This is a genomic window from Peribacillus sp. NPDC058075 (genome assembly GCF_042885195.1).
In the GTDB taxonomy this organism is placed as follows: domain Bacteria; phylum Bacillota; class Bacilli; order Bacillales; family DSM-1321; genus Peribacillus.
The window spans coordinates 129,037-151,606 of the sequence record NZ_JBHVSL010000004.1; the positions used below are offsets into that span (position 1 = coordinate 129,037).

General features: G+C 35.9%; 19 protein-coding genes and 1 pseudogene. 9 read left to right on the top strand and 11 right to left on the bottom strand.

All coding sequences use genetic code 11. The features are described 5' to 3' along the window. Positions 1-8: 8 nt before the first annotated feature. The 7 genes from dpdJ (at position 9) to ACFVS1_RS23100 (ending at position 10,718) form a co-directional block, all read left to right on the top strand. Positions 9-4,532 (top strand): protein DpdJ, encoded by a 4,524-nt coding sequence (dpdJ, locus tag ACFVS1_RS23070; RefSeq protein WP_387550928.1) that lies wholly within the window; start codon positions 9-11, stop codon positions 4,530-4,532. Continuing rightward, positions 4,525-5,028, top strand: coding sequence for a phospholipase D-like domain-containing protein DpdK (gene dpdK / locus ACFVS1_RS23075; RefSeq protein WP_387550931.1), 504 nt, complete (start codon positions 4,525-4,527; stop codon positions 5,026-5,028). Before dpdJ ends, dpdK begins: the two co-directional genes overlap by 8 nt. After that, entirely contained in the window at positions 5,021-7,300 is a 2,280-nt protein-coding gene (gene dpdD / locus ACFVS1_RS23080) for a protein DpdD (protein WP_387550934.1), read from the top strand. Before dpdK ends, dpdD begins: the two co-directional genes overlap by 8 nt. Positions 7,301-7,853: 553 nt before the next feature. Further along, entirely contained in the window at positions 7,854-8,513 is a 660-nt protein-coding gene (gene queC, locus ACFVS1_RS23085; protein WP_387551094.1) for a 7-cyano-7-deazaguanine synthase QueC, read from the top strand. Positions 8,514-8,516: 3 nt separating this feature from the next. Beyond that, on the top strand, positions 8,517-8,999 hold the full coding sequence (gene queD, locus ACFVS1_RS23090) for a 6-carboxytetrahydropterin synthase QueD (RefSeq protein WP_098936039.1): 483 nt from the start codon (positions 8,517-8,519) through the stop codon (positions 8,997-8,999). Further along, complete coding sequence (gene queE, locus ACFVS1_RS23095) at positions 8,992-9,714, top strand: 7-carboxy-7-deazaguanine synthase QueE (protein ID WP_387550938.1); 723 nt, start codon at positions 8,992-8,994, stop codon at positions 9,712-9,714. Before queD ends, queE begins: the two co-directional genes overlap by 8 nt. 530 nt (positions 9,715-10,244) lie before the next feature. Beyond that, on the top strand, positions 10,245-10,718 hold the full coding sequence (locus ACFVS1_RS23100) for a hypothetical protein (RefSeq protein ID WP_387550941.1): 474 nt from the start codon (positions 10,245-10,247) through the stop codon (positions 10,716-10,718). Between the two features lie 1,407 nt (positions 10,719-12,125). On the opposite strand, the gene ACFVS1_RS23110 is transcribed toward ACFVS1_RS23100, so the two are convergent. The 4 genes from ACFVS1_RS23110 to ACFVS1_RS23125 all read right to left on the bottom strand — a co-directional run bounded on the left by ACFVS1_RS23110 (position 12,126) and on the right by ACFVS1_RS23125 (position 15,208). After that, positions 12,126-13,319: an AI-2E family transporter gene (locus tag ACFVS1_RS23110; RefSeq protein WP_144551304.1), complete on the bottom strand. Its 1,194-nt coding sequence runs from the start codon at positions 13,317-13,319 to the stop codon at positions 12,126-12,128. Between the two features lie 566 nt (positions 13,320-13,885). Then, positions 13,886-14,158 carry a DUF1206 domain-containing protein gene (locus ACFVS1_RS23115; protein ID WP_387550944.1) on the bottom strand — a complete coding sequence of 91 codons (273 nt, stop codon included), beginning with the start codon at positions 14,156-14,158 and terminating at the stop codon, positions 13,886-13,888. 11 nt (positions 14,159-14,169) lie between these two features. After that, positions 14,170-14,745 (bottom strand): DUF1206 domain-containing protein, encoded by a 576-nt coding sequence (locus tag ACFVS1_RS23120; RefSeq protein WP_387550947.1) that lies wholly within the window; start codon positions 14,743-14,745, stop codon positions 14,170-14,172. 208 nt (positions 14,746-14,953) lie between these two features. Next, positions 14,954-15,208, bottom strand: a complete 255-nt coding sequence (locus tag ACFVS1_RS23125) for a GlsB/YeaQ/YmgE family stress response membrane protein (protein ID WP_387550950.1) — start codon at positions 15,206-15,208, stop codon at positions 14,954-14,956. Positions 15,209-15,502: 294 nt separating this feature from the next. Between ACFVS1_RS23125 and ACFVS1_RS23130 the strand changes: the two are divergent. Together ACFVS1_RS23130 and ACFVS1_RS23135 are read left to right on the top strand one after the other, a co-directional pair. Beyond that, positions 15,503-15,787 (top strand): annotated as a pseudogene (locus ACFVS1_RS23130) (YflT domain-containing protein). A 257-nt stretch (positions 15,788-16,044) separates the two neighbouring features. After that, complete coding sequence (locus ACFVS1_RS23135) at positions 16,045-16,281, top strand: hypothetical protein (RefSeq protein WP_387550953.1); 237 nt, start codon at positions 16,045-16,047, stop codon at positions 16,279-16,281. A 473-nt stretch (positions 16,282-16,754) separates the two neighbouring features. On the opposite strand, the gene xerS is transcribed toward ACFVS1_RS23135, so the two are convergent. From xerS to ACFVS1_RS23170, 7 genes are all read right to left on the bottom strand, one after another. Continuing rightward, positions 16,755-17,882 carry a tyrosine recombinase XerS gene (gene xerS, locus ACFVS1_RS23140; protein WP_387550956.1) on the bottom strand — a complete coding sequence of 376 codons (1,128 nt, stop codon included), beginning with the start codon at positions 17,880-17,882 and terminating at the stop codon, positions 16,755-16,757. 131 nt (positions 17,883-18,013) lie between these two features. Continuing rightward, positions 18,014-18,175, bottom strand: coding sequence for a hypothetical protein (locus tag ACFVS1_RS23145; RefSeq protein ID WP_185151477.1), 162 nt, complete (start codon positions 18,173-18,175; stop codon positions 18,014-18,016). Positions 18,176-18,190: 15 nt separating this feature from the next. Continuing rightward, positions 18,191-18,595: a type VII toxin-antitoxin system HepT family RNase toxin gene (gene hepT, locus ACFVS1_RS23150; protein WP_387550959.1), complete on the bottom strand. Its 405-nt coding sequence runs from the start codon at positions 18,593-18,595 to the stop codon at positions 18,191-18,193. Continuing rightward, positions 18,585-18,992, bottom strand: a complete 408-nt coding sequence (mntA, locus tag ACFVS1_RS23155; RefSeq protein WP_387550962.1) for a type VII toxin-antitoxin system MntA family adenylyltransferase antitoxin — start codon at positions 18,990-18,992, stop codon at positions 18,585-18,587. The genes hepT and mntA overlap by 11 nt, the downstream gene beginning before the upstream one ends. 961 nt (positions 18,993-19,953) lie before the next feature. After that, the gene (locus ACFVS1_RS23160; RefSeq protein ID WP_387550965.1) at positions 19,954-20,133 is read right to left on the bottom strand and encodes an IDEAL domain-containing protein; all 180 of its coding nucleotides are present in this window, start codon (positions 20,131-20,133) and stop codon (positions 19,954-19,956) included. 524 nt (positions 20,134-20,657) lie between these two features. Continuing rightward, positions 20,658-21,521 carry a carbohydrate ABC transporter permease gene (locus ACFVS1_RS23165; protein WP_387550968.1) on the bottom strand — a complete coding sequence of 288 codons (864 nt, stop codon included), beginning with the start codon at positions 21,519-21,521 and terminating at the stop codon, positions 20,658-20,660. Continuing rightward, the gene (locus ACFVS1_RS23170; protein WP_387551100.1) at positions 21,518-22,414 is read right to left on the bottom strand and encodes a carbohydrate ABC transporter permease; all 897 of its coding nucleotides are present in this window, start codon (positions 22,412-22,414) and stop codon (positions 21,518-21,520) included. Before ACFVS1_RS23170 ends, ACFVS1_RS23165 begins: the two co-directional genes overlap by 4 nt. Positions 22,415-22,570: the final 156 nt, after the last annotated feature.

Sequence of the window (22,570 nt, forward strand, 5' to 3'; positions counted from 1 at the left end):
GGAGTATCATGAGACCAGTATTAGATTATCTTTCTGAAGAAATATTAACGCAAATTGAAAAAGAAGAACAGAAAATGCTAAGTTGGGGCTTTTTCGGAGCCTCCATCCTAGCGCAAGAAAAAATAATCGAAGTACTCGAAAATCCGCCGACTCCTTTAATTACGGAGTTAGCGGATACATTTATCAAAAATTTTGCGGACCTAGCAGATCAAATCGTTTTAAATTTAAAAGAGCGTAAATTATTATTTGCAGTAGAAAAAGACGGTTCACGCCTTCGATATCGCAGCCGTTTTGCCGAAACGATTCGCTTACTGTATTTATTGAAACAACGGTTTAAAATGAAAGACTGGTCGTATGCACCAAATTTAGTAAGTAATATTAAGACCGAATTACCGTATCGTAAATATCCGATTCGAAATCGCTCCTTAGATGAGATAGTTCAAACATTAAAAGAAGGGCGAATATTAACGGATACTCGGTCTGAGATTATTGAATATTTATTAGAAAAGGGCAAGATTGAATTGTCATCTTTCCAAGTTGATTCACTTCTACAACTTTTGAGAGATTTTCCATATGATTCCGGAACGATAATCGGAGCTGGAACCGGTTCAGGGAAAACGAAAGCGTTTTATACTCCAGCATTAACAAAAATTTGTGAAACCGTTACTAGCGATCCAAGAAGTTGGACGAGAATGCTCGGTATATATCCGCGAACAGAATTATTAAAAGATCAATTTCGTGAAGCGTTAAGTGAAATTGAAAAATTAAATAAAGTAATGGAAAAACAATCTACGCGTCCGTTAAAGATTGGGTGTTATTACGGAGACATTCCGTATTCCGCTGATTCTCTTGAAAAATCTCCATATATTCAATGGGAGAAAAATGAGAAAGGCTATATTTGTCCAACCGTAACTTGTTTATCAGGCAAATGTGGAGGAGATATGGTTTGGACGTTTGAAGATGTCCAATTAGAAATACGCCATAACAATGGAAAACATGAACGACTCACATGTTCAAGTTGTTCAAAAACGATCGAATCGGACAATATTTTATTGACGAGAAGACGGATGGAAGATACGCCTCCTGATATTCTCTTTACGACGACGGAAATGCTAAATCGAAAATTGGGGAGTGTATACGATCAACACGTATTCGGAATCGATGCCAAAAAACCACCGATTTATGTTTTATTAGATGAAGTACATATTTATCACGGCGTTCACGGGGCCCATGTTTCTTACGTGATCAAACGTTGGCGCCATTTAGTAGAAACATATACGAACGGCCCCATTCATTTTGTTGGATTATCGGCGACCCTACCGAATCCGCAATCTTTCTTTTCCCAATTAGTCGGGGTTAGTGAAAATGCTTGTTCTTATATTACGCCAAAAGATGAAGATATGATCGAAGAAGGCGTTGAATATAATCTCGTCCTCCGAGGAGATCCTTTTTCTTCAACTGCTTTACTTTCTACTTCTGTCCAAACCGCGATGCTTTTAGCGAGAATGTTAGATCCAATCCATACTTCGGTTTCTCACGAAGCTTGGGGTTCAAAAGTATTCGGATTTACTGATAAATTAGATATCATTAACCGCTGGTATCATATTGAATTGGATGCAGAACTAAAAAAAGTGCTCAGTCACTTACGTGATCCGAAAGAAGTCGATGACTATATAAATAGCAATCCGTCGATAAAAAAAATTCAAAATAAATTAGGACAAATTTGGAATGCAGCATCTCAAATTGATTCTTCGAGTTTAGTCAATCCACTTCGAGTCGATATTACATCTTCCCAACAAAAAGGGGTAAATGTCGATGCCAAACTCGTCATTGCTACAAGTACGTTGGAAGTAGGATATAATGACCCGCAAGTAGGAGCTGTTATTCAACATAAGGCGCCGCACAGCGTTGCTTCTTTTATTCAACGAAAAGGGCGTGCAGGAAGACAAAGAGGTATGAGACCTTGGACCGTTGTTATTACGTCTGCTTACGGTCGAGACCGCTTCGTTTATGAGTATCCTGAACAACTTTTTAGTCCGAATTTAACGAATTTAACGCTACCAACAAGAAACGTGTACGTTCAGCGCATCCAGATCGGTTACGCAATTATGGATTGGTTTGGTTATAAATTAAAACAACAAAATTATGAAAATCTTACGATGTGGGATGTCTTAAAACCAGGAAAATTGGGTTATACCGAGGAACGAACATACTTAGCGGATCTAATTCTTTCGATTTTAGAAGGCGAAGACGATGAATTTAAGAGTTATTTAGGAAAAGCTTTGCAACTAGAGGATGTCCAATTAGACCGAATTTTATGGACACCACCGCGATCGGTTATGCTTCATTTATTACCGACATTATACAATCAGTTAAGAACGAATTGGGGAAGAAAACTAGCTTTTACACCTGCGAAAGAATTGACGTTTGAAAACGTACCGCTAGCTGGGTTCGTGCCACAAAATTTATTTTCCTCGTTAACGATTAATGAAATTACGTTAGTCGGTCCGAATGAAAAAAAGCATGAACATATATTACAACAAGGGATTATCGAATTTGCACCAGGTAATGTTTCAAAACGTTTTGTCAATTTGAACAGAACTAGGGAAGCGCTTTGGATTGATCCAGGTGAAGAACCGGTAATTGATTTAGTGATGGGCCCTGTTAATGGGAAACATATCGGCACAGTTATGCATGAAGGAAAATCATTGGAAGTCATCATCCCAGAGTATTATAAGTTGACACAAATTCCTTATCAATTAACCGATAAATCGACCGGCTTTCTAAGTTGGGGCATAACAGTTGATTATGAAAATGAAGGGAATGTAACCGACGGCAATCATCAGATTAATCTCTTACCACAGTCGCCACTACATGATTTTCTTGAAGCGATAGATGTGTATATCGCAAATGAAAATCGTTATGTGAAACTGACACGCTACGGTTATGAGGTATCCGTTCATAAAAAGTTAATTAACGGCATAGAAGAGCAATCAAAGCGTTATTTTACCTATGAAGGAAAACAAGCATCAATCGGATTTCAATTGGAAGTTGATGCGCTTATTTTTCGTTTGAAAGATATTTCATTGCTCAACTTTCAACAGCACCCGGATTATCAGAAATTTATAATTGAAAGTAAGCCGGATTATTATTTATTTCAACTACAAACGGATGAAAGACTTTCTAGCACCTTATCTACGTTTGAAATTGAATGGTTATGGCAAATTTGCTTCTCATCCACAATTGCTACAGCGGTAAGCAAACAAATCACGATTGAAGAAGCAGTTGAAATTTATCGAAAAAACCGAAAAGAAATTTCGATTCGGGCGTTAGATGTGATCTTCCAATCAACTGCCGTACAAATGGATATAGAGGATGAAGATGTCGATTATCAAGAAGCGAAATTGTATAAACGTTTACTAGCACATATCGATAATGAAGAAATCATAGCTCCGTGTTTAGAACATTTATCAGTTTTATCCGAAGATTTATTTCAATATGGCGATTATCAAAGGTGGTTACAAGAACGTTTAAAATCTACAATCGCAGCGATGCTGTTCAAAAGTTTTGAAAATCTGTTACCGGACATCAATACGGATAACTTAATTATTGATATTATTGATAATCAAATCGTTATTTCTGAACTCGATGCTGGTGGAACAGGAGTCATTACAAGTATCAGTTCTGCGATTCAAACGTATCCGAGTAGATTTGATGAATTATGTTCTCATTCGTTAGATTATTGTCCAAGGCATGATATCGCTTCTGGTTTAAATTCAATCATTCAGAAGTTAGACGATGAAGAACTTGGTCAATTTTTTGCACAAATGCGCAAGACGAGTAAAATTGAAGAACAAAAAGAGCAATTAGAAACATTACAGAAAAAGTTAAGTGCTATCGGGGTGACACCTAAAAAAGAGCTGGTCGTGACGTTACTCACGAAATTGTTGCATAGCAATAGTAATGAAAAAACAGACGAATTAATACGCGATTTACACGAGTTATGGAAAAAAGAAGAACAGCGTCTCGGTTGTAAAATTGATGCACGTATTTTTACCGTTGCTTCGCTTCGCTTAGAAAATTTGTATGAGCGAATGGAAAATATTTTGACCAATTTAGTACCGAACGGTGAAATTGATGAAAAACAAATTTTCTTATTAGTCGAATCTTTGTTATGGAATAATTGTGAAGATTCATGTCCGGAATGCTTACAAATTTATAGTCCTTTTCAGTCGTTTAGAAAACCGTCTCGAATGTTAGTCAAACTGTTAATCACTCCCAATTATCTTACCATTGATTGTACTCAACCACATTGGCAAGAGGCAGTCGTTGAGGGGTTACAAGATTATAAATTGATTCGAGTCGTCGCTTCATTTGAGGAGATGATCAACTGTCGAAAAGGTCTGTTTAAAATTATGAATACACCAGTCGATATTCATTTTGAGCAATATTATCCGTACTTGGCGAGTGTTCATAATATCGGTACGAAATGGGTATTTGAGATCAAGATTAGGGAGGTATCTCATGCTTAGTCGAACAATTAGATCTCACGGTGGGACTCAATCATTAAAAGACTGCTTATCTACGTTATTGTCATTAGAGATTATAGAACCTAGTCAAGAAATTTATTTGATTTCACCCTTTTTAAGTAATACACCCATTATGGATAATCGCTTAAAGCAGTATAGTGACTTACTTCCAATTGTAGAAGGAAACTTTATTTATCTTTCAGATATAATCAAAACATTAGCATGGAAAAAAGCCAAAATACGGATTATATGTAACCCAGAACGAAAAGAAACAAAGGACTTTCTTAAGTTACTTGGCTCAGATGTAGAAATTCGGGAGTTGAAAAACAATCATGAAAAAGGGCTAGTTACTAGTAACTTTTACATCCATGGTTCGATGAATTTTACGTATAGTGGGATCAACATTAATGGAGAAAACGTAAGAGTTAGCTTTTTAACAGCAGAAGTCAACCAGGCCCTAATGTCTGCTCGTGCTAGATGGGAGGAAGCAGATGGTTAATGGGGTTATATTAAGAGATAAACTTAAAAAAGAATTTTTAAATCACTTGTTTGCGGTTGATCAGACTAATCCTTATGAGATTAGTCTGAATGATAATACATTTATTTGTACCAATCAAAATTTGTATCCATTTATCACACGGATGGAAGAAAACAAAGTGACAATCGTTCCTTATAAACAAAAAAGTTCGATTCACTGGTTGATATTAGCACCTAATTTAAGGGAACTATCAATTGCTCATGGAGAAATTAAGCAATTTCTAACGCCTTTCTATATATTTAGCATCCCTTTGCAAGTTCAACAGTTTAATGAAGAAAAATCAAAACTTGGAAAATTAGGGAAGCGATTATATCCGAGTGGATATTTATCTTTTAAAACAGACCTTGAAAAAGAATCCATCATCTGGAAACAGTTGTCGATATGGAATAAACTCGACTCAAGACGACCAAAAATATCTTATGAAGAGTTGGAAGTAACGGCTTTTACATTAAGAAATAAATTTCAAAATGCGATTGCCATTCAGGACTGGAAGACATCTAAGACCGTATTATTAGAATTGAAACAGGGTCATTATATTAGTGATGAAAACCTAATGTTCCTACAATTGCAGTTGTTAAGTGCTCAATTGAATTGGGAGAATATTTGGGAATCCGAAGATTATGAACTGATTACGGGGTTAGATAATATTCCTAAAAAGGTTCGTTATACATTATTAAATGCATTTTACCAAAGCGTGTTAATCCAAACAGACCTTGAAACCAATTTTCTTGTTTCATACGAAACCTATAAGAAATACAGGTATCGTTTAGGTACGTTAATCCGCAGTCAATTAGGCTTAGATGAAGAAGAAACGCTGCGCATTTTCGCATATGAAGCTGGCTTTAAAGGCAATGAGGAAAAATTACTACGATACAGTGAAAAAACAAATGATAAAACGACAAAGGCATTAATTGACTACCTTTTAAGTTCCCTTAGTATTAAGGAGGCTGAATCACCTGATCCAGTAAGGACGAAAGAAGAGCAAGCCTTACTTTGTTATCAGCAACAACAGTACGAGGATGCTCTCATCCTTTTAATTGACAGCCCTTTGAGTATAACTAAAGTGAATCTTTTATCAGGAATTGCAGTGATGAATGAGAGTGAAGAAACTTGTACACTAGCTTATGATTCATTTGCCAGCCTATCACATGATGAACAATCACAATTATTGAATGATCCCATGTCAAAAGCTCAAATCAAATTCGTTTTAAGGTGGAATGAAAATAAAGGTATCACTCTTCCTGTTGACGATGATGAGGAGATAGAAATCTACACTTGGAATGACTGGTTTAAAGCTCTAATACAAGGGGAAGATAGCAATCGTCTAGATTTAGAATTATATAAGATGGACGAACAGGAAGGTACGATCCAATGGTCCTTACCTATGTTAAAGCAATTAACAGAGCAAATAACAGAAATTGCACTAACCGACTTATCTTCTGATCAAAAAATCTTAATAGAGACAGCCTTATCGATGTTCATCAATGAATTATTACAAGATCGTCATTTTCCGAATCCTAGAGCTTTTGAGATTTACGAGTACGTTACCGAAACGATGTTAATTTATTGTAAAAAAAATGAAGCAAATACTAAAGTATTCCTTCGTTTATTAGATGGGTTACTTAGTATGGACTTAACAAGAATTAATGATTATTGGAAGCGAGTTTACAATTGGTTTAACTTTCAGCCAACTTTAAAATTATCTAATTATTTATTAGACTCTTTAGAAATGTTTATTGAATATGGGTTAGTTAAGGAACATTTACACGATTTATGGGTTCATTGGACGACCGTATTACTTAATCAATTTAATCAAAAACATATAACACAAATTGAATCTTGGGTAAAAGTAGGGCAGCAAATAGCATTTGACCCACAATTAATAGAAAGACTATTAGAAAAATTAGTATACGAACCAGAAGAGGATAGTATTACATCCCTTCCTCAATTGACCATTTCGATTTTTTCTTTGAGAGAAAAACCAGCGGTACGAGCTGCTAAGAGAATTATGGACCGCAATTCATCATTAAACTTGAGAGTTTGTACGGATGATAAATTAACAAATGAAGCAAAAACATTCGCTAGAAATTCTGACATAATTATCCTTGTCACAACATGTATGTCACATGCATTAACATATGGGATTGGACCACATATACGAGGTAAGATCTTATATTCACGTAGTTCCGGTGAGACAAGTATTGTAGAGGCTCTGGAGAATTATACGTACTAATAAACAAAAAGGGTAGACAAATCTATACACAGAAGAACTTGTATATCTTTTTGTACTTTTGGGGAATTTAAAAAAGATATGGAATCAATGACATCTACACTTATATAAGGCATTTAACGAATATGGAAATCAGAGATTGGTTACGAATTGATTGGTTCTTTAGTGGAGAAGGATATCGTTATGTTCTGTGAAAGAATTAGTACAAGAGACTAAGAGTAGGAAGATTCCTTTTCGACTAAAGCCACAATTTCTATATATCCCTTACTTGAATGTCCAGTTCTTCGGGCAGTTGAGCAAATAACGATAGAACACGAATCTAAAGGTTACAGTACACCTCGCTATTAGCTAACAAAATCGGAACTTGAGCAACTCCCTTTGCATAAAGTTCCATTTTAGGGTTCGTAAACACTTTTGTCGAAATTTGTGTTATTATAGGAGTAAATCAATAATATAAGTCAGAGGTTCTAGCACCCCTCTTAAAAAAAACTAAGATGAAGCAGTACTTCTCTTTGAGTGCTGTTTCTTCTATTTTGAAAGGAGTTTTCCTTTAATGTTGAAAGATGAGAAAGCAATTGTTGTGTTTAGTGGTGGGCAGGATAGCACAACTTGTTTATTTTGGGCTTTAAAAACTTTTAAAGAAGTAGAGGTTGTAACCTTTAATTATAATCAAAGGCACAGTTTAGAAATAGAATGTGCCAAAAAAATAGCGAATGAACTTGATGTCAAGCACCATATTTTAGATATGTCGTTATTAAACCAACTGGCACCTAATGCATTAACACGACTCGACATTGAAGTCACAGAAGGTGCAGAAGGTGAACTACCGTCGACTTTTGTTCCAGGCCGCAATCTTTTATTCCTAACTTTTGCTGGAATATTAGCGCATCAGGTTGGCGCTAAGCATTTGGTTACAGGTGTATGTGAGACTGATTTTAGTGGGTATCCGGACTGCCGAGATGTTTTTATAAAGTCATTAAATGTAACTCTAAATCTTTCTATGGATTATCAATTTGTCATTCATACTCCACTAATGTGGATTAATAAAGCAGAGACTTGGGAATTAGCCGATAATCTCGGTGCTTTTGAATTTATTCGGGAAAAAACGTTAACGTGCTATAACGGAATTATTGCGGATGGATGCGGTGAGTGTCCTGCTTGTATACTGCGTCAAAAAGGTCTTGAGGATTACTTAAAAATTCGAAAGGAGCGATAATTCATGTACGGGTTTCGAATTGTCGATAAGCTTCAAAAAATCGATGAAGATATTCGTCGCGAACAGTTAAAATATCACAAAAAGCGAGTAATGGTGAGCAAGGAATTTACGTTTGATGCCGCCCATCATTTACACGCTTATGATGGAAAATGCATGAATTTACATGGACATACGTATAAAGTGATTTTTGGTATAAGTGGATTTTTAGACGATCGCGGCTTAATGATAGATTTTGGGGATATAAAGGATATTTGGAAAAATGAAATCGAAATCTTCCTTGATCATAGATATTTGAATGAAACACTACCACCGATGAATACAACTGCAGAAAACATGGTCGTCTGGATTTATGAAAAAATGAAGGATGCATTGAATAAAGATAATCGACAGCAACAATATTTAGGGGCAAGAGTTGAATTTGTTCGACTCTTTGAAACCCCTACTAGTTATGCAGAAGCAAGACGGGAGTGGATGGAAATTGAGTAAAGTTCCAGTAATGGAAATTTTCGGACCGACCATTCAAGGAGAAGGGATGGTCACTGGGCAAAAAACGATGTTCGTTCGGACTGCCGGTTGTGATTTCTCCTGTTCCTGGTGTGACTCATCTTTTACATGGGATGGTAGTGGAAAGCATCTAGTAAAACAAATGCAGGCAGAAGAGATATGGAATGAATTGAAAGCGATTGGTGGTAATCGCTTTTCTTTCGTTACTATTTCAGGCGGTAATCCAGCGCTCCTGAAAAATCTTAATCTATTGATTAATTTACTAAAAGAAAATAATATAAAAATCGGCTTGGAAACTCAAGGAAGTATATGGCAGGACTGGTTTTACGATATTGACGAATTGACACTTTCTCCAAAGCCACCAAGTTCAAATATGGTAACAAATTTCAATGTATTAGACCTGATTATATCTCGTCTAAGCAGTTCAATAAAAAGCTTTAGTATTAAAATCGTTGTCTTTGATGAAGTGGATTTTGAATATGCCCGTGGGATTCATCAAAAATATCCAGACGTACCGTTTTTTTTGCAGGTAGGTAATGAGGACAGTACAACTACAGATAATATGAAATTAGTAACAGACCTTCTTCAAAAATACGAATGGTTGATTAACAAAGTCTTAGAAGACTCCGAAATGAATGATGTAAAGGTTCTTCCTCAATTGCATACCTTAGTTTGGGGAAATAAAAGGGAGGTATAAATACACCCTTTTTTTCTAGAAAATAAAAAACCTTGGCTCCCTCTTATAGTCTGGGTCAGAGAGAAATCAGAAAAATAACCTAAAAAAGCAAATACGAAAGCAGAGATACCTGTTGGAAGGTAACTTTGTATAAATCTATTAGTTTTGGTTATACTAACTAATTTGCATGTCTTTAAATGTTGTGAAGAATGGTGTAAAAGATTCGAAGCATTCGGTGCGATACAGCAACGAGTGCTTTTTTCTTGCCACTTCGCAACTAATGACCAATATTTTATTGATGCTCACTCGATGATGAATAGGGGAGACGGAAAATGCAAACTAAAAATTCATAATTCACTTAATGCAATTATTCCATTAAGAGGATAATCCGCTAACTTTTCTTTTTAGTTACATAACATTTATTATAAGATGTTATAACACTCACAAACTTATACCACAAAAAGACAAGTAAACTTTTGAATAAAAGTTGGTGTTTTGTGAAGGGGAATTGTTCCTTTTGTCGAATTGAGTACGTAAAAGGGAGTGATTTAATGAGTGGAGGAACTAAAGAACTTGACTTAAAACTAAAATTGAAAAAACAGTGGTACTGTGACTACTGTGGTGAAATTATTGAATCTGAGAGAGATGGCATGTTAGAATGGTATACATTTTTCCATGAGGACGGTAGAGAATTTTCTGCCGACAATTTTAGAATTGTTCATCGTAGAGATATAAAAAATTGCAGACCTAAACACGCTGATGATTATTTAGCTGATGGACATTTATATGAGTATACTGGTTCAGAAGGACTTTCTGAATTGCTTGCTATTCAAGCTGAACATACCTTAGACACTTTAAAGTTTCATAAGATTATTAGAAGATTACATGTAGATTACTATGAAGAAGCAATTACTTATTTACCACAGGCAATAGAAGATGGAGAGGACGCAATTGACCAAAATGGGGATGGAGATATTCCAAAAGCAGACCTAAAGTGGTTAATTAAAAATTATGGAAACAAGTAATATTAAGGCACCTGTCAAGCGTGCTTTTTATATTTAATTTGTGTATATGGTTAGGGATTTCAAAACGCTGTACAGGGATTCTGGGGATTCTGGGGATTCTGAGGACGTTTAAAAGGGAATGTATAGGCTAGGAATAGGGCTAAAATTCATTAGTCACTGTTGGGCATTAAAAACGTTTGGTTGTCCTCTAAACATTCAGCCACCCAAAAATTTGAACCCAAAGCTTTCGCAGATTTGGAAACAACATTGAATACTGAAACAGCTAATCATCAGGCCATAAGGATCAGTTGACCATCAAAACAGCTGAATATGGCGCAAAGGTTAAAGAGGCTTGCTGCATCCAACAATACACTTAAAAACTTGAATGCTACACCTAAATATGCGTGGATGCAATAGATATCACTATAGATAAAGCAGATACACCATCAACAGAAGATGTACATTAAGAAGGATATCAATTAGTGTATAATTTCTTTTTTGTCTCAAAATATAAGAATACTAGTGGCAATACTAATAAAAAAGCCTCTAAAATATACCTAGAGGTTTTTGCTGTCTACGGAGTCCTGGAAAAACTGTAAATGGAGTTTCCTCAAATATAGATTACAATAAAAGAAAATGATTCAAGAAAAAGTAATATTTTTTTAATCCGTCTCAATAAAACAAGATTACTTGTCATTTTGATACAGATTTTTTTTGAACTATTAACTTCCTATAATTTATCTTATGTAAACTAAGAAAAAGGGCAATCTGTAGCTAATACACAACAAGCCGTGAAGACTCCTCCAATTATCAAATGTTTAATATCCAGACTTTTGAGCATTAAATCGAGGCTTGATTCATAGAAGCCGCGTATCGGTATTAATCAATAATGATGTCATTTTTGTGAGGTTTTATCTCATCTATAATTTAGATAGAATGCATATCTGAGTGATAATAGATAGGTTCCACTTGTTTATTCAACGGTTCATTGTTTGCTAGGCCAATAGCTTCTCCCCTGCTTATATGTCGAGTGTAAATAACAGGTATCCATTGTTGACGTCATGTATGAACAAGAGTCATGGCATTTGAACAATGTCATTCATACCAACAACATTTGATTTACCATTTTCTTTTTGTAGAGCGATCAATAGAAGAGCTGTTTTTTTCATATCCAATGTAGCTCACTCCTAAATTTTCTTTCATCTTTTCAACTTCAACTTCAGTTATATTGTTTCATTCAAAATTGCATGGTACATGATAGTTGATTATCTATCATGTACCATGTACGTCTTCGGAAAAATGAATATGACGTAAAATGTCACCACTGTCTTCTTTATAATTTTCATAATAAGAATTATTTAATTATCTACTTTCAAAGAGAGTTAACACTTGCTTGCTAAAACATACATATGATCTGTATTTTCACTCCTACTTTTCTTCTCTAGGCTTGATATTGTAAGGAATAGGTTCTTCTTTCTTAATTTTCTTTGTATCTGTATACATACTTGAGCGTAAACGGATAAATTGATAAAGGTGTGTGACGATCACTTTCAGTATGGCATAACCCGGAACTGCTAGAATAATACCTATAATTCCGAATAGATTTCCTGCAGTCAAAATTACAAAAATGACAGTAATGGGATGAATGTTCAAACTTTTACCCATGATTTGAGGTGATATTAACTTACCTTCAAGTAATTGGACGATAATCCAAACAATAGCCAGTTTTAGAACCATGAATGGTGACATGACAAAAGCAATGATAATAGCCGGTAAAATAGCAATAATCGGGCCTAAATAAGGAACTACGTTTGTCAACATAGCTATAATTGCGAGCAATAACGCATAGTCAATCCCAATAATTAAATAGCCAATAAAAAACAGGACACCGATACAAGTAGCAACAAAAAGTTGACCTCGAATGTATGAACTTAATGCATGATTCATGTCCCCAAAGATTTCTTTTGCTTCGGGACGTGTTTGATTGGGTAAAAGCCTTACGATGTATTTCGGTAAATCTTTACCATCCTTTAATAAATAAAAAAGGATAAAAGGCAAGACAGCAAACGCTAGGATCACTTCAGTGAGTGTACCAATAAAAGTAAGAACGCCCTGTGAAAAGCCGGAAACATACTCGTTAAGATGACCGGAAAAGCTTTTAGAAACCTTATCTATGTCAGTATTAGTCGCTTGGGCTCCCTGATTAACATACTTATTTTGAGAAACATTCTGAACCATATCTTGAATATCATGACTGATTTTTGGAATGTTACTTACTAGACTTTGTACTTGATCTTTTAAAGGGGGGATAACAGATAAAATGACGATCACCAACAAACCTATTATGACTAAGTATAGTAACAGAATAGATAGAATCCTCTTATTCCCCTTCTTTTCCAAATAATTAATCAATGGATTAAACAAATAAAAGCAGACGCCAGCTAATAAGACCGGTAAAAAGATCGTTTTTGCAAAGATTGCGAACGGCACCAGAATAAAAGTGATTTTAGATAAAGCAAAGGTTGTGATGCTAAGTAAAAAGACGATTATGGTATAGACAATGAATTTGCTATTTAATATCTTCTTTTTGAAAAAAGTATCCCTGGGATTTTCGTTTTCCAAAAATATCCAACTCCTAATTCTATTATTTACTATTTTGATTTAATAACTCCTTTATCGTATCATCTCATCGTCCTTTCCCATAACTCACATACTGCATTCACTCAAAATCTATTATATACTAACAATTCATCTTTTTTAGCACGGATTGTTACTTCAACTTTTTCTATTTAGGAGAACTCTTATGTCCCATTTAAGATATTTTATGAGTATAACCTCAAAGAAAAAGGGTAATCTTAAATAACTGATTAATTTCTCTAACACACTTAATGAAGGTTTTATCATGAATGAAAACAAGGGAACGAAAAAAAAACAGAAGGAAAACTTGATAAGGTAAAAGTAGAAGTAAAAGAAAAACAGGGCAATTAACAATAACAAAGCGTTAAAACTTGAAGGGAAATGGGATAAAGATAAAGGAGCTGTTAAGGAAACGGTTGGTAAAGTAAAAGATGCATGGTCCCGATAAGGATAAGAAATAAAAATCCGGTCATAAATAAACCTGCAAATGGTGAAACAATTACCATTTGCAGGTTTTTTCATTTTTTATTCCTTGTATGGATGTAAAGACATTAATTGGGGGGAGTAAGTCTTTTGTAACGCGCCTCAGCAAACATATATACACCGTATGCAATTAATCCAAGTGAAACAATCGTGAGCATCACAGGTCCAAACGGTTGAGTGGCCACCTCAGCAAGTGCGCCGTCAAGACCTTTGGTTTCATCCGGGTCAGCTTTGATTGCTGTTTTAATAAGAAAAACTCCAATAATTCCAAATATTACGCCCCGTGCAGAAATCCCAAACTTCCCAAGGTATTTACTCCACTTCCGTTCCTTTTGGCTCATCTCATTCTTTTTTAACTGTTTTGAAAACGGCCGGACAATGCCCAGAAAATCTGACCTAATCCGACGATAAGAATGACTGTACCCGTGATGGCTATGATAGTTTGTCCGAATGGCTGTGCTAGCATTCTTGCTGATAATGTTTGATAATGTCCACTAGTTGTATGAACTCTCGTATGAAGTAAAATTTTTACCGTACTGACACATAAGCCAATATAAATAACAGCAACCACCAAATAACTGATTCTGCTAACAATGCCTTTTATATTATAACCCTTATTTTCAGGGTCAAAAATTGTCCTTGTAATTTGCCAACATGCATATCCACTCAGTCCCACAGCTAAAATGATAACCACTAAGAATCCAAACGGTTGTTTTGCAATGGTATATAAAGCCCCTTGAGAGTTTGTTAACTTCCCTCCGAGACCAAACGCCATTTGAATGGCCAACAATCCTATTAGGAAATAAACAGAGCCTTGAGCCATATGACCAAAACGAGCAAAGCGAAACAGCCATGGCTTGGCATCTGCTTTTGCTTGACATAACTTATTATCAAGAGTTTTCTTCTTATCAAACAGAGACTTTTTCATCCAGAATCCCCTTCATAAATATAATAAATAAAAGCTGGCGTATGGAGCATTAGATTAGCTAACCAGTTTTTTAAAAAAGTTAAGTTGTAAATTTCACTTATAGTTTTATAAGTAACGTCTAAGCGTTCTCTGTAATTGTCTAAGGCAAATCTAAGATAAAATTCTATTAAAATAAAAAACGGACACAATCTTGTGTCCGTTTCGATAGTTAACCACGTTTTCGCAAACTTCTTAAAATAAGGCTGATAATAAAAACTAAGATAATGGCTCCAATAATAGCCGGTACGATAAAGAAACCGCCTACTTCTGGTCCCCATGATCCTAAAATTAGAGAACCTAGCCAAGCGCCGATAAAACCAGCAATAATGTTCCCAATAATTCCACCAGGTATATCACGGCCTGCAATAAGACTTGCAATCCAACCGATAATTCCTCCAATAATAAGTGCCCAAATAAACCCCAAAACATTTCCTCCTTAATAAAAAACATAAATGTTGAAAAACATAAAATGATGAAAAATGTATTTCGGTAGTAATTTTCCCTGTTTTGAAAGCTATAAACCTAAAAAAGAAAAAAGAATTATGAAATTCTCCCCACAGTCCTACATCTCAAATGAAAGGGTTAATATTATTGTTGGATAACTTCTCATTTAAGTACTAAAAAAATTCAAGTTTTACATCTAAGATAAACGGGGTACTACTTGAAAATAATTAACATCTCATAGGAGGAATCAACTAATGAATACAAATAATAGTATCTGGTACGTGAATTTAATACTGAGCAAGAAGTTGTAAATGCTGTAAAGGAGTTAGAATCAAGAGGACCTATATGTTTTGACACATGAGAAGGATCGAACACAAAAAATTGCTGATAAAGCAGATACTAATACTATCGGTGTGGAAGAACAAGGTTTAGGAACAACTATTAAAAATGCCTTCCAAAAAACCGGAGATGAATTGCGTAATAAGATGGAAGAAATAGGAATCAAGGAAAAATATTATTATTTGTGAAGGACCAAGAAAAGGATCAAGGATGGGTATAAAAAAGAAGAATTTGTATCTTTTGCCTTGACTTTAATAATTTTATGTAACTCGATTTCTACGCAACTTCCCCATTCTATGTTCATTCAGCTAACAAGCATATATCCCGGTGGGTGTTTGAATCTTTTGGTACGCTGATAAAGATAATCGGAATATCTTTGGGCTTCTCAATTTGCTGGATACGTCTTCGGAATCGATACCCTTGATTTTAGCTTCATAATATCAAGCTGGATTAAGTCAAAGGGAAGGATTGAAAAGTATGCGCGAAGAACAATACACAACCAAAAGATGGATAGTCTACTGTCCATCTACCCAACGCTATGTGAATGACGAAATTTCTTTTGGAGGGACGGATGAAAAGGAAGGAGAGATCGCTACTTGTACAGGTATCGAGGATTGCTGCTGCAATTGTTTGTTTCTTCTTGGTTATCGGTCCGTAGGTGGGTCAGGAAAGAAAAAATCAGTTTTATCAATTCAAATCTCCAAAAACAAGTAAATTTATATAAGTTCATTTATAAACCCTTATTCCACTCCCATGAAAATTAAAAAAGCTCAAAATCCAGAATAAATCACAATAAAACAGACCCAGTAAAAACGCTTTTTAAAAAAGGCTGAGCCTTATGAGTGATCAGATTGAGTTTGGTAAATCGTTAAACAAAAGCCTCCAATCATAGCAAATTAAGTAGAGGCTAGCGCGACGACCAAAAAAGGAATAAAATCACAATATATAGAAAAGATTTCATACAAGTTTGCACTTTTTCACACAAAGGGTTTTATTAAGAATGTAAAATACTTTTATTGTTTGGACTACTTAGTTGAATTCAGCATTAATGCTTCCCGCAATATATTACAGGCATTTATCTACCTTTTATTTAGCCTTACCAAGTGATAGAAGCTTAGATGTATCTTTTATTTTAATTTCTACACACATATAAAAAGAGAAGACTGGAAAATCTTCTCCTTTTTCATTTAATCCTTTTCACGATAATTGGTTCTTCTCTCTCCTAGCTGTTTTGCAGCCTTTTTAGCCTTCTCTTGCTCAGGGTTTGTATATAGGGCAGCCGTTGTAGTTGAAGTATGACCAAGTTGCGTCATCAGTAAATGGATGTCTCTTGACTGTTCCATTAAGTTCGTCCCATAGGTGTGCCTAAGTTTGTGTGGAGACATGGATTTGTTGGACTTAAATGCCTTCGTGTATTTCTTTACTAAAGCCTCGATGGCGCGGTTGGAAAGAGGGGTGGCTCCATTATTCACCCTAGTCAAAAATACATAGGCCGTATCATCGTTTGATCCCCTATAACGTTCAGTTCGCACTGCTAGGTAATCTTTTATGTCCTGCATAGACGGAGGAGAGACTGCCACTACATCCTTTTTTCCACCCTTACGTAAAACATGTATTTGTTTTTCCTCGAAATCCAAGTCTCGTAGCCTTAAGTTGGATAACTCATTCACCCTGATGCCACTTCCTAAGAAGAGAGATAAGATTGCAAAATCACGTTCCTTGTCCCTTTTAAAATATATAAGTTTTCTGGACTTTTCAGGTAGCTCCTTTTCATAGTCATGCTTCACGAATTCAAGAAAACGAGCATCCTCATCATTGTGGAAAATCTTTGTCGATATTCTGGAAGCACGCGCCCCCAAAGTCTCTTTCACTTTATTCACTTCAATTTTCAACATGACATTTCGATAGAAGTAAGGTTCGCCTTCCTCATTTTCCGTCTGGGTCGTTAAATACTTGAAAAGGGAACGCAATGCCGAGATTTTCCGATTGACGGATACCTTTTCAGCTTTTTTTGTTTCCTTCTTATTGATAGGGATATTTCTCCGTTCCAAAAATTTGATAAAGGATTGAGCTTCGATCAACTTCAACTTTTCAAGAACTGACAGGGGGATATCCTTAATATGCTCCTGCTTAGCAATGCCTTCCGCAATCAGCCACTCCAAAAATAGTTTATAATCAAGAACGTAATTCAAAAGAGTGGAAGGGGACCGGGTATCCAATTTATTGTCAACATATTCAACGATATAGAAAGGCATGGACTTAACCAGCTGTTCCAATTTCTGCTCATGGACTTGATGTTGTCTGGTATTGGCCATTAGTTGACTCCTTTTTAAAGATATTTATGCGTAAAATTCAATTTTTACGAATAGTTGTTTACATAATTATATTATGTTTAAGTTACTAACTTACGTAACAGCCCATGCACTTAAGGGGAGGACTGAAATAATTAACTTTTCACTGGAACTTTCACATACTCATATTTATCTGGATATTGAAGTTTATGATTTTCGATAGTTGCTTCAGCTGCATTTTTATCTTCAAAAATCTCATCTAACTTAATTGTTTCTTTATTTGTATGGAGATCATAAACTCGGATTATGTATTTCATCATAAAACCCCTTTATCAGAATTTAAGGATTTGTTTTGTATAGTCGGTAAAATCTCCAAGATGGTTTTCAATAATTTGCTGCAAAATATCTATATTTACGGTCTGGTAATCATGAACAGCTATGTTCCTGAAACCAACCATGGCCTTTAATCGTTTGACAGTATTTTCGTCAATAATTAAAGCCGCGTGAAGCATATCAAACGAATCTCTACTGGTTTGAGGCAATCCCAATTTCTGTTCAGCTACAATATGCATAGCCAAGTCGATTGACGCTTCACATGCCCTTTGAATATTGAGTATGATGGAGTCTTGTTTAGTAAAGTCCTTTAGGCTTCCAGCATCGTTGGCATATACATCGCGAACGCGATTTATGCAACGTTCTATTACACTGATTTTGTTCAAAATCACATCATTCTTCATAAATGGTCCCACTTTCTCCTATTTTTTTTAGTATATTTTCACGTTCCTCATTCAATTTAGCGTACATGCTTAGAGCAGTCATTTGTTGGTTTTTAAGTAGGATATCGTCTTTAGAATAAATCACAGTACCGGTTGTATAAATCTGTGCCTGGAAAACCGTTGATGCCGTCCTCAGATTAACCAGGTCCACATCTATTTTAAGGATATCAGCCAGTTCCTGGGCCAATAAAAAAATCTCATATGTAAGATGTGAAGAATCTTGACTGTAGAACGCCACATCGATGTCACTGTCACTATGTGTAGTGTTCTTCGAGTAAGAACCAAACACGATAATAAAGGAAGGATCTATTTTGTCTATTAGGAATTCTTGAATACTTTGAAACATCTCTGTTTTCATAAGACACGCTCCCTAATGATAATATGAATATTATACCAAACGTCTATTCCTATGTCCATTTATTCGTAAAATAGATATTTTACGCAAAGATAACACCATCCCCCCTCTCCTCATAATGAAATTGGGACAGAATCAAGAAAATAATGAGTAACAGTACATCTGGGACAAAAGGAAACGTTTTTAGATTTACAGTGGTTATATTATAAAAGATACTCTAACGAGGTGTATGGTGCATGAAATTTAATGCTATATTTTTTCCTTTTTATTACTGAAAAAAAGGCTACCCATAAGGTAAGCCCCAAATTTTTAGTGAAGGTCAAAATCTATTATATTAATCTAATACGATCGCGTTCCTCAAAACAGTCAATATATATGTTATATAGCCCGCCAGCCTTACCAAGATCCCATAAATGAATCAGGAGGTTAAGCAGCTTTTCCTGATTCATTTATTATTATTGTTTAATCGTTATGGACCTACCTTTTATCTTGTTAAATAAAGAAGTAAGGTAGGAGTTGAGTTCAAATCGATCTTCCTGAATAAATTCCGTTAATGAAACACCAGCTTTTTTCATTTCTTTTCCCCCTTTTTCAGATTCCATTTCATTTTGCCGCATAAACCTTTCATTCTCTTATACCAAGTGAATTCTGTCAGGCATGGGTTCAATTTATTGTTAGGTTTGAGCGGCCACCGAAGCTATCGTAATTCGTGTCCTTAAAAGGCTCATTTACAATAATAAAACTAAAATATTATCTGATGGTAAGCCTTCCTTTATCCCATTATGTTTTCTCTCCATTGGATTATCATGATTATATAAGAAAGCGCTTACAAAGTAAAATGTTTTTTTAGAGATTCCTATTCACTTAGAAAGGTTTCATACTATTAACCTTACCAGCTTAGTGCGAAGACACCACTTTTTAAATTTATTAACAAAGTTCAGTATGCATTTTCCACTTACAAAATTTAAGAAATACTCTTTAATTCATCCGTTAATCGCATAAACTCTTCCTTATTCCGATTTTTCAATGAGTCATCTATTTTTTTCTCAATTTGGACTTTCCTGTAATCAATAAGAGCTCTTTTTAGAACCATTTCAGCGATCTCTTCAGATTCTAGTAGCGTTCCAGGCAATTGCTTCTCCATACGAAACCAACTCCTTAACCTTTTTTCTATTATACTAAGTAACTTGGAGATTATTATTATATATTAATTACTTGTCTTGCCTTTTTTTCTAATTGCTTATTTCTCATGATTCCCACATAATCACTCTTCCATACATAAAAATTACTATATTCATTATCTATTAAATTTCCCGTTAAATTTTAGTGCTATTGTGGATATAAATGAATAAAAAGAACCTTAGTTCTAGTTCGATTCTTTATGCCTTGTGGAGCTTGCCATCGCAAAAACCTCCTCAAGATGTAGTGGATGACTGCCTGGCGATACTAACATTTTTGGCATAGGGACTGTCCGTTGAACCCAATTAACTTATATGCAACCTCCTAAACTCTCCAGTTAAAAGTTTAACTGGAGGGTTATTTCACAAGAATGAGACGCTTTTAAAATCCAAGCGTCTCATTCTTGTGATGCACCCTTTGATTAATGATAGATAAAGTGAGTTGAGTCAGTCTTATGAGGCAAACAAGCAAACATCTGGCCGAACTTGATTATCCCTTCGATCCGGAAGAAAGGTTAGAGCCTTCGATAAAATGCCGCTGGAAGATAAAGAAGAGAATTAAAGTCGGAAGCATGACGGTGAAGGACATTGCCATCAAGTAATGCCACTGGACCTGTACGTTTCCTTTGAAAGTCTGCAAACCGAGCTGCAAAGTATACAGCTTTTCATCATTTAGATATAAAAGCGGTCCTAATAAATCATTCCACGCACCGTTGAAGGCAAATAGTGCGACAATAATAAGCGCCGGTTTTGTTAATGGAAGCATAATATGCCACCAAATTCTTAAGTGGCTTGCTCCGTCCATGATCGCGGCTTCACTTAATTCATTCGGAATTGTCAGCATGAACTGGCGAAGCAGGAATATATAGAAAGCACTTCCGAGAAAGGCCGGTGCGATCAGCGGCAGATAGGTGTTTACCCAGCCGAGCTTTGAAAATATAATGTACTGGGGCACAAGGGTAACGAATGCCGGAATCAGCATCGTCGCAAGCAGAATGACAAACAATGCATTTCTGCCCTTGAACTTGATTTTGGCAAAGCCGTATGCCACCAGCGAATTTACAAATACATGGCCGACCGTGGCAAATACCGAAATAAATAGGCTATTAAGCCCCCAACGGGTGAATGCGCCGGTCTGCCATGCTTCGATATAGTTTGAAAATCGGAACGTCGCCGGCAGTAGAGAAGGCGGATGCTGGGCGATTTCCGCAGGTGTTTTCAAGGAAGTTGAAATCATCCACCATAGCGGGATCAAAAGCACGATACTACCCAATATCAAAATCACAAATACAAGTGCATTTTTGGTTTTTGTTTTAAACTTTCTCGTTTGATAGAACTTTACTTCATTGTTCAATTCTTGTCACCTCCATCGTAATGCACCCATTTTTTTGAGAATTTTAAATGGAAGACGGTCAAAATCATGATTAAAATAAAAAGGAACCAAGCCATCGCTGACGCATACCCCATGTTAAATATCTTGAACGCGTTGTTCCACATATGCAGGTTATAGAATAATAGGCTATTGGCCGGTCCGCCTTCTAATCCGCCGGAAGAGCTAAGGTCGTTGCCCCCTATCATGACATAGGCCTCTTGGAAGATTTGGAAAGAGAAAATTGTGCTTGTAATAATGTCAAAGAAAATAATCGGTGTCAGCATCGGAAGGGTGATATGGAAAAACTTTTGGAACGTATTTGCCCCGTCGAGGTCTGCTGCTTCATATAACGACTGTGACACATCCTGGAGCCGTGCGAGGTATAAGAGCATGCCGCCGCCGACGCTCCACAGCTTCATCAGGATAAGTGAAGGTTTGGTCCATTCCGGGTCGAACAGCCACGCAGGACCGTCGATCCCAAACCAGTCAAGGATTGTATTGACGAGCCCGGTTGAAGGGCTTAAAAGGTGCATCCACAGAAAATATACGGCTACTCCAGAAAGCACAGCAGGAAGATAAAAAATAGTACGGAAAATTTTCATGCCAGGAATTTTTTGGTTTAGCAGCAGGGCGATAAAAACCGCACCAGCTGTCGTTAAAGGTACAGAAAATATAACAAAATAAAGAGTATTCCATAACGATGTCCAGAATAAATTATCATTAGTGACCATCCGCTTATAATTATCAAGCCCTACGAAGTTCATTTGGGAGGTGATATTATAATCGGTGAAACTTACATATAAGGAAAACAGAAGCGGTCCTGCCATTAAGAAGAGCAAGCCGGCGATCCACGGGGAAATGAACAGATAACCCATTAGATTTTCAGTATTGCCGCCTTGTTTTCTTTTTCGCTTCGTAGGCGGAGACTCTTCTGAAAGAGCTGCTGAAGTAAGGTCTAGTTCCGATATTTTTTCGGGAGAATATGTTTTTTGTTTTTTAGTTCCTGCCATTTCATTCATCATAAAGCTCCT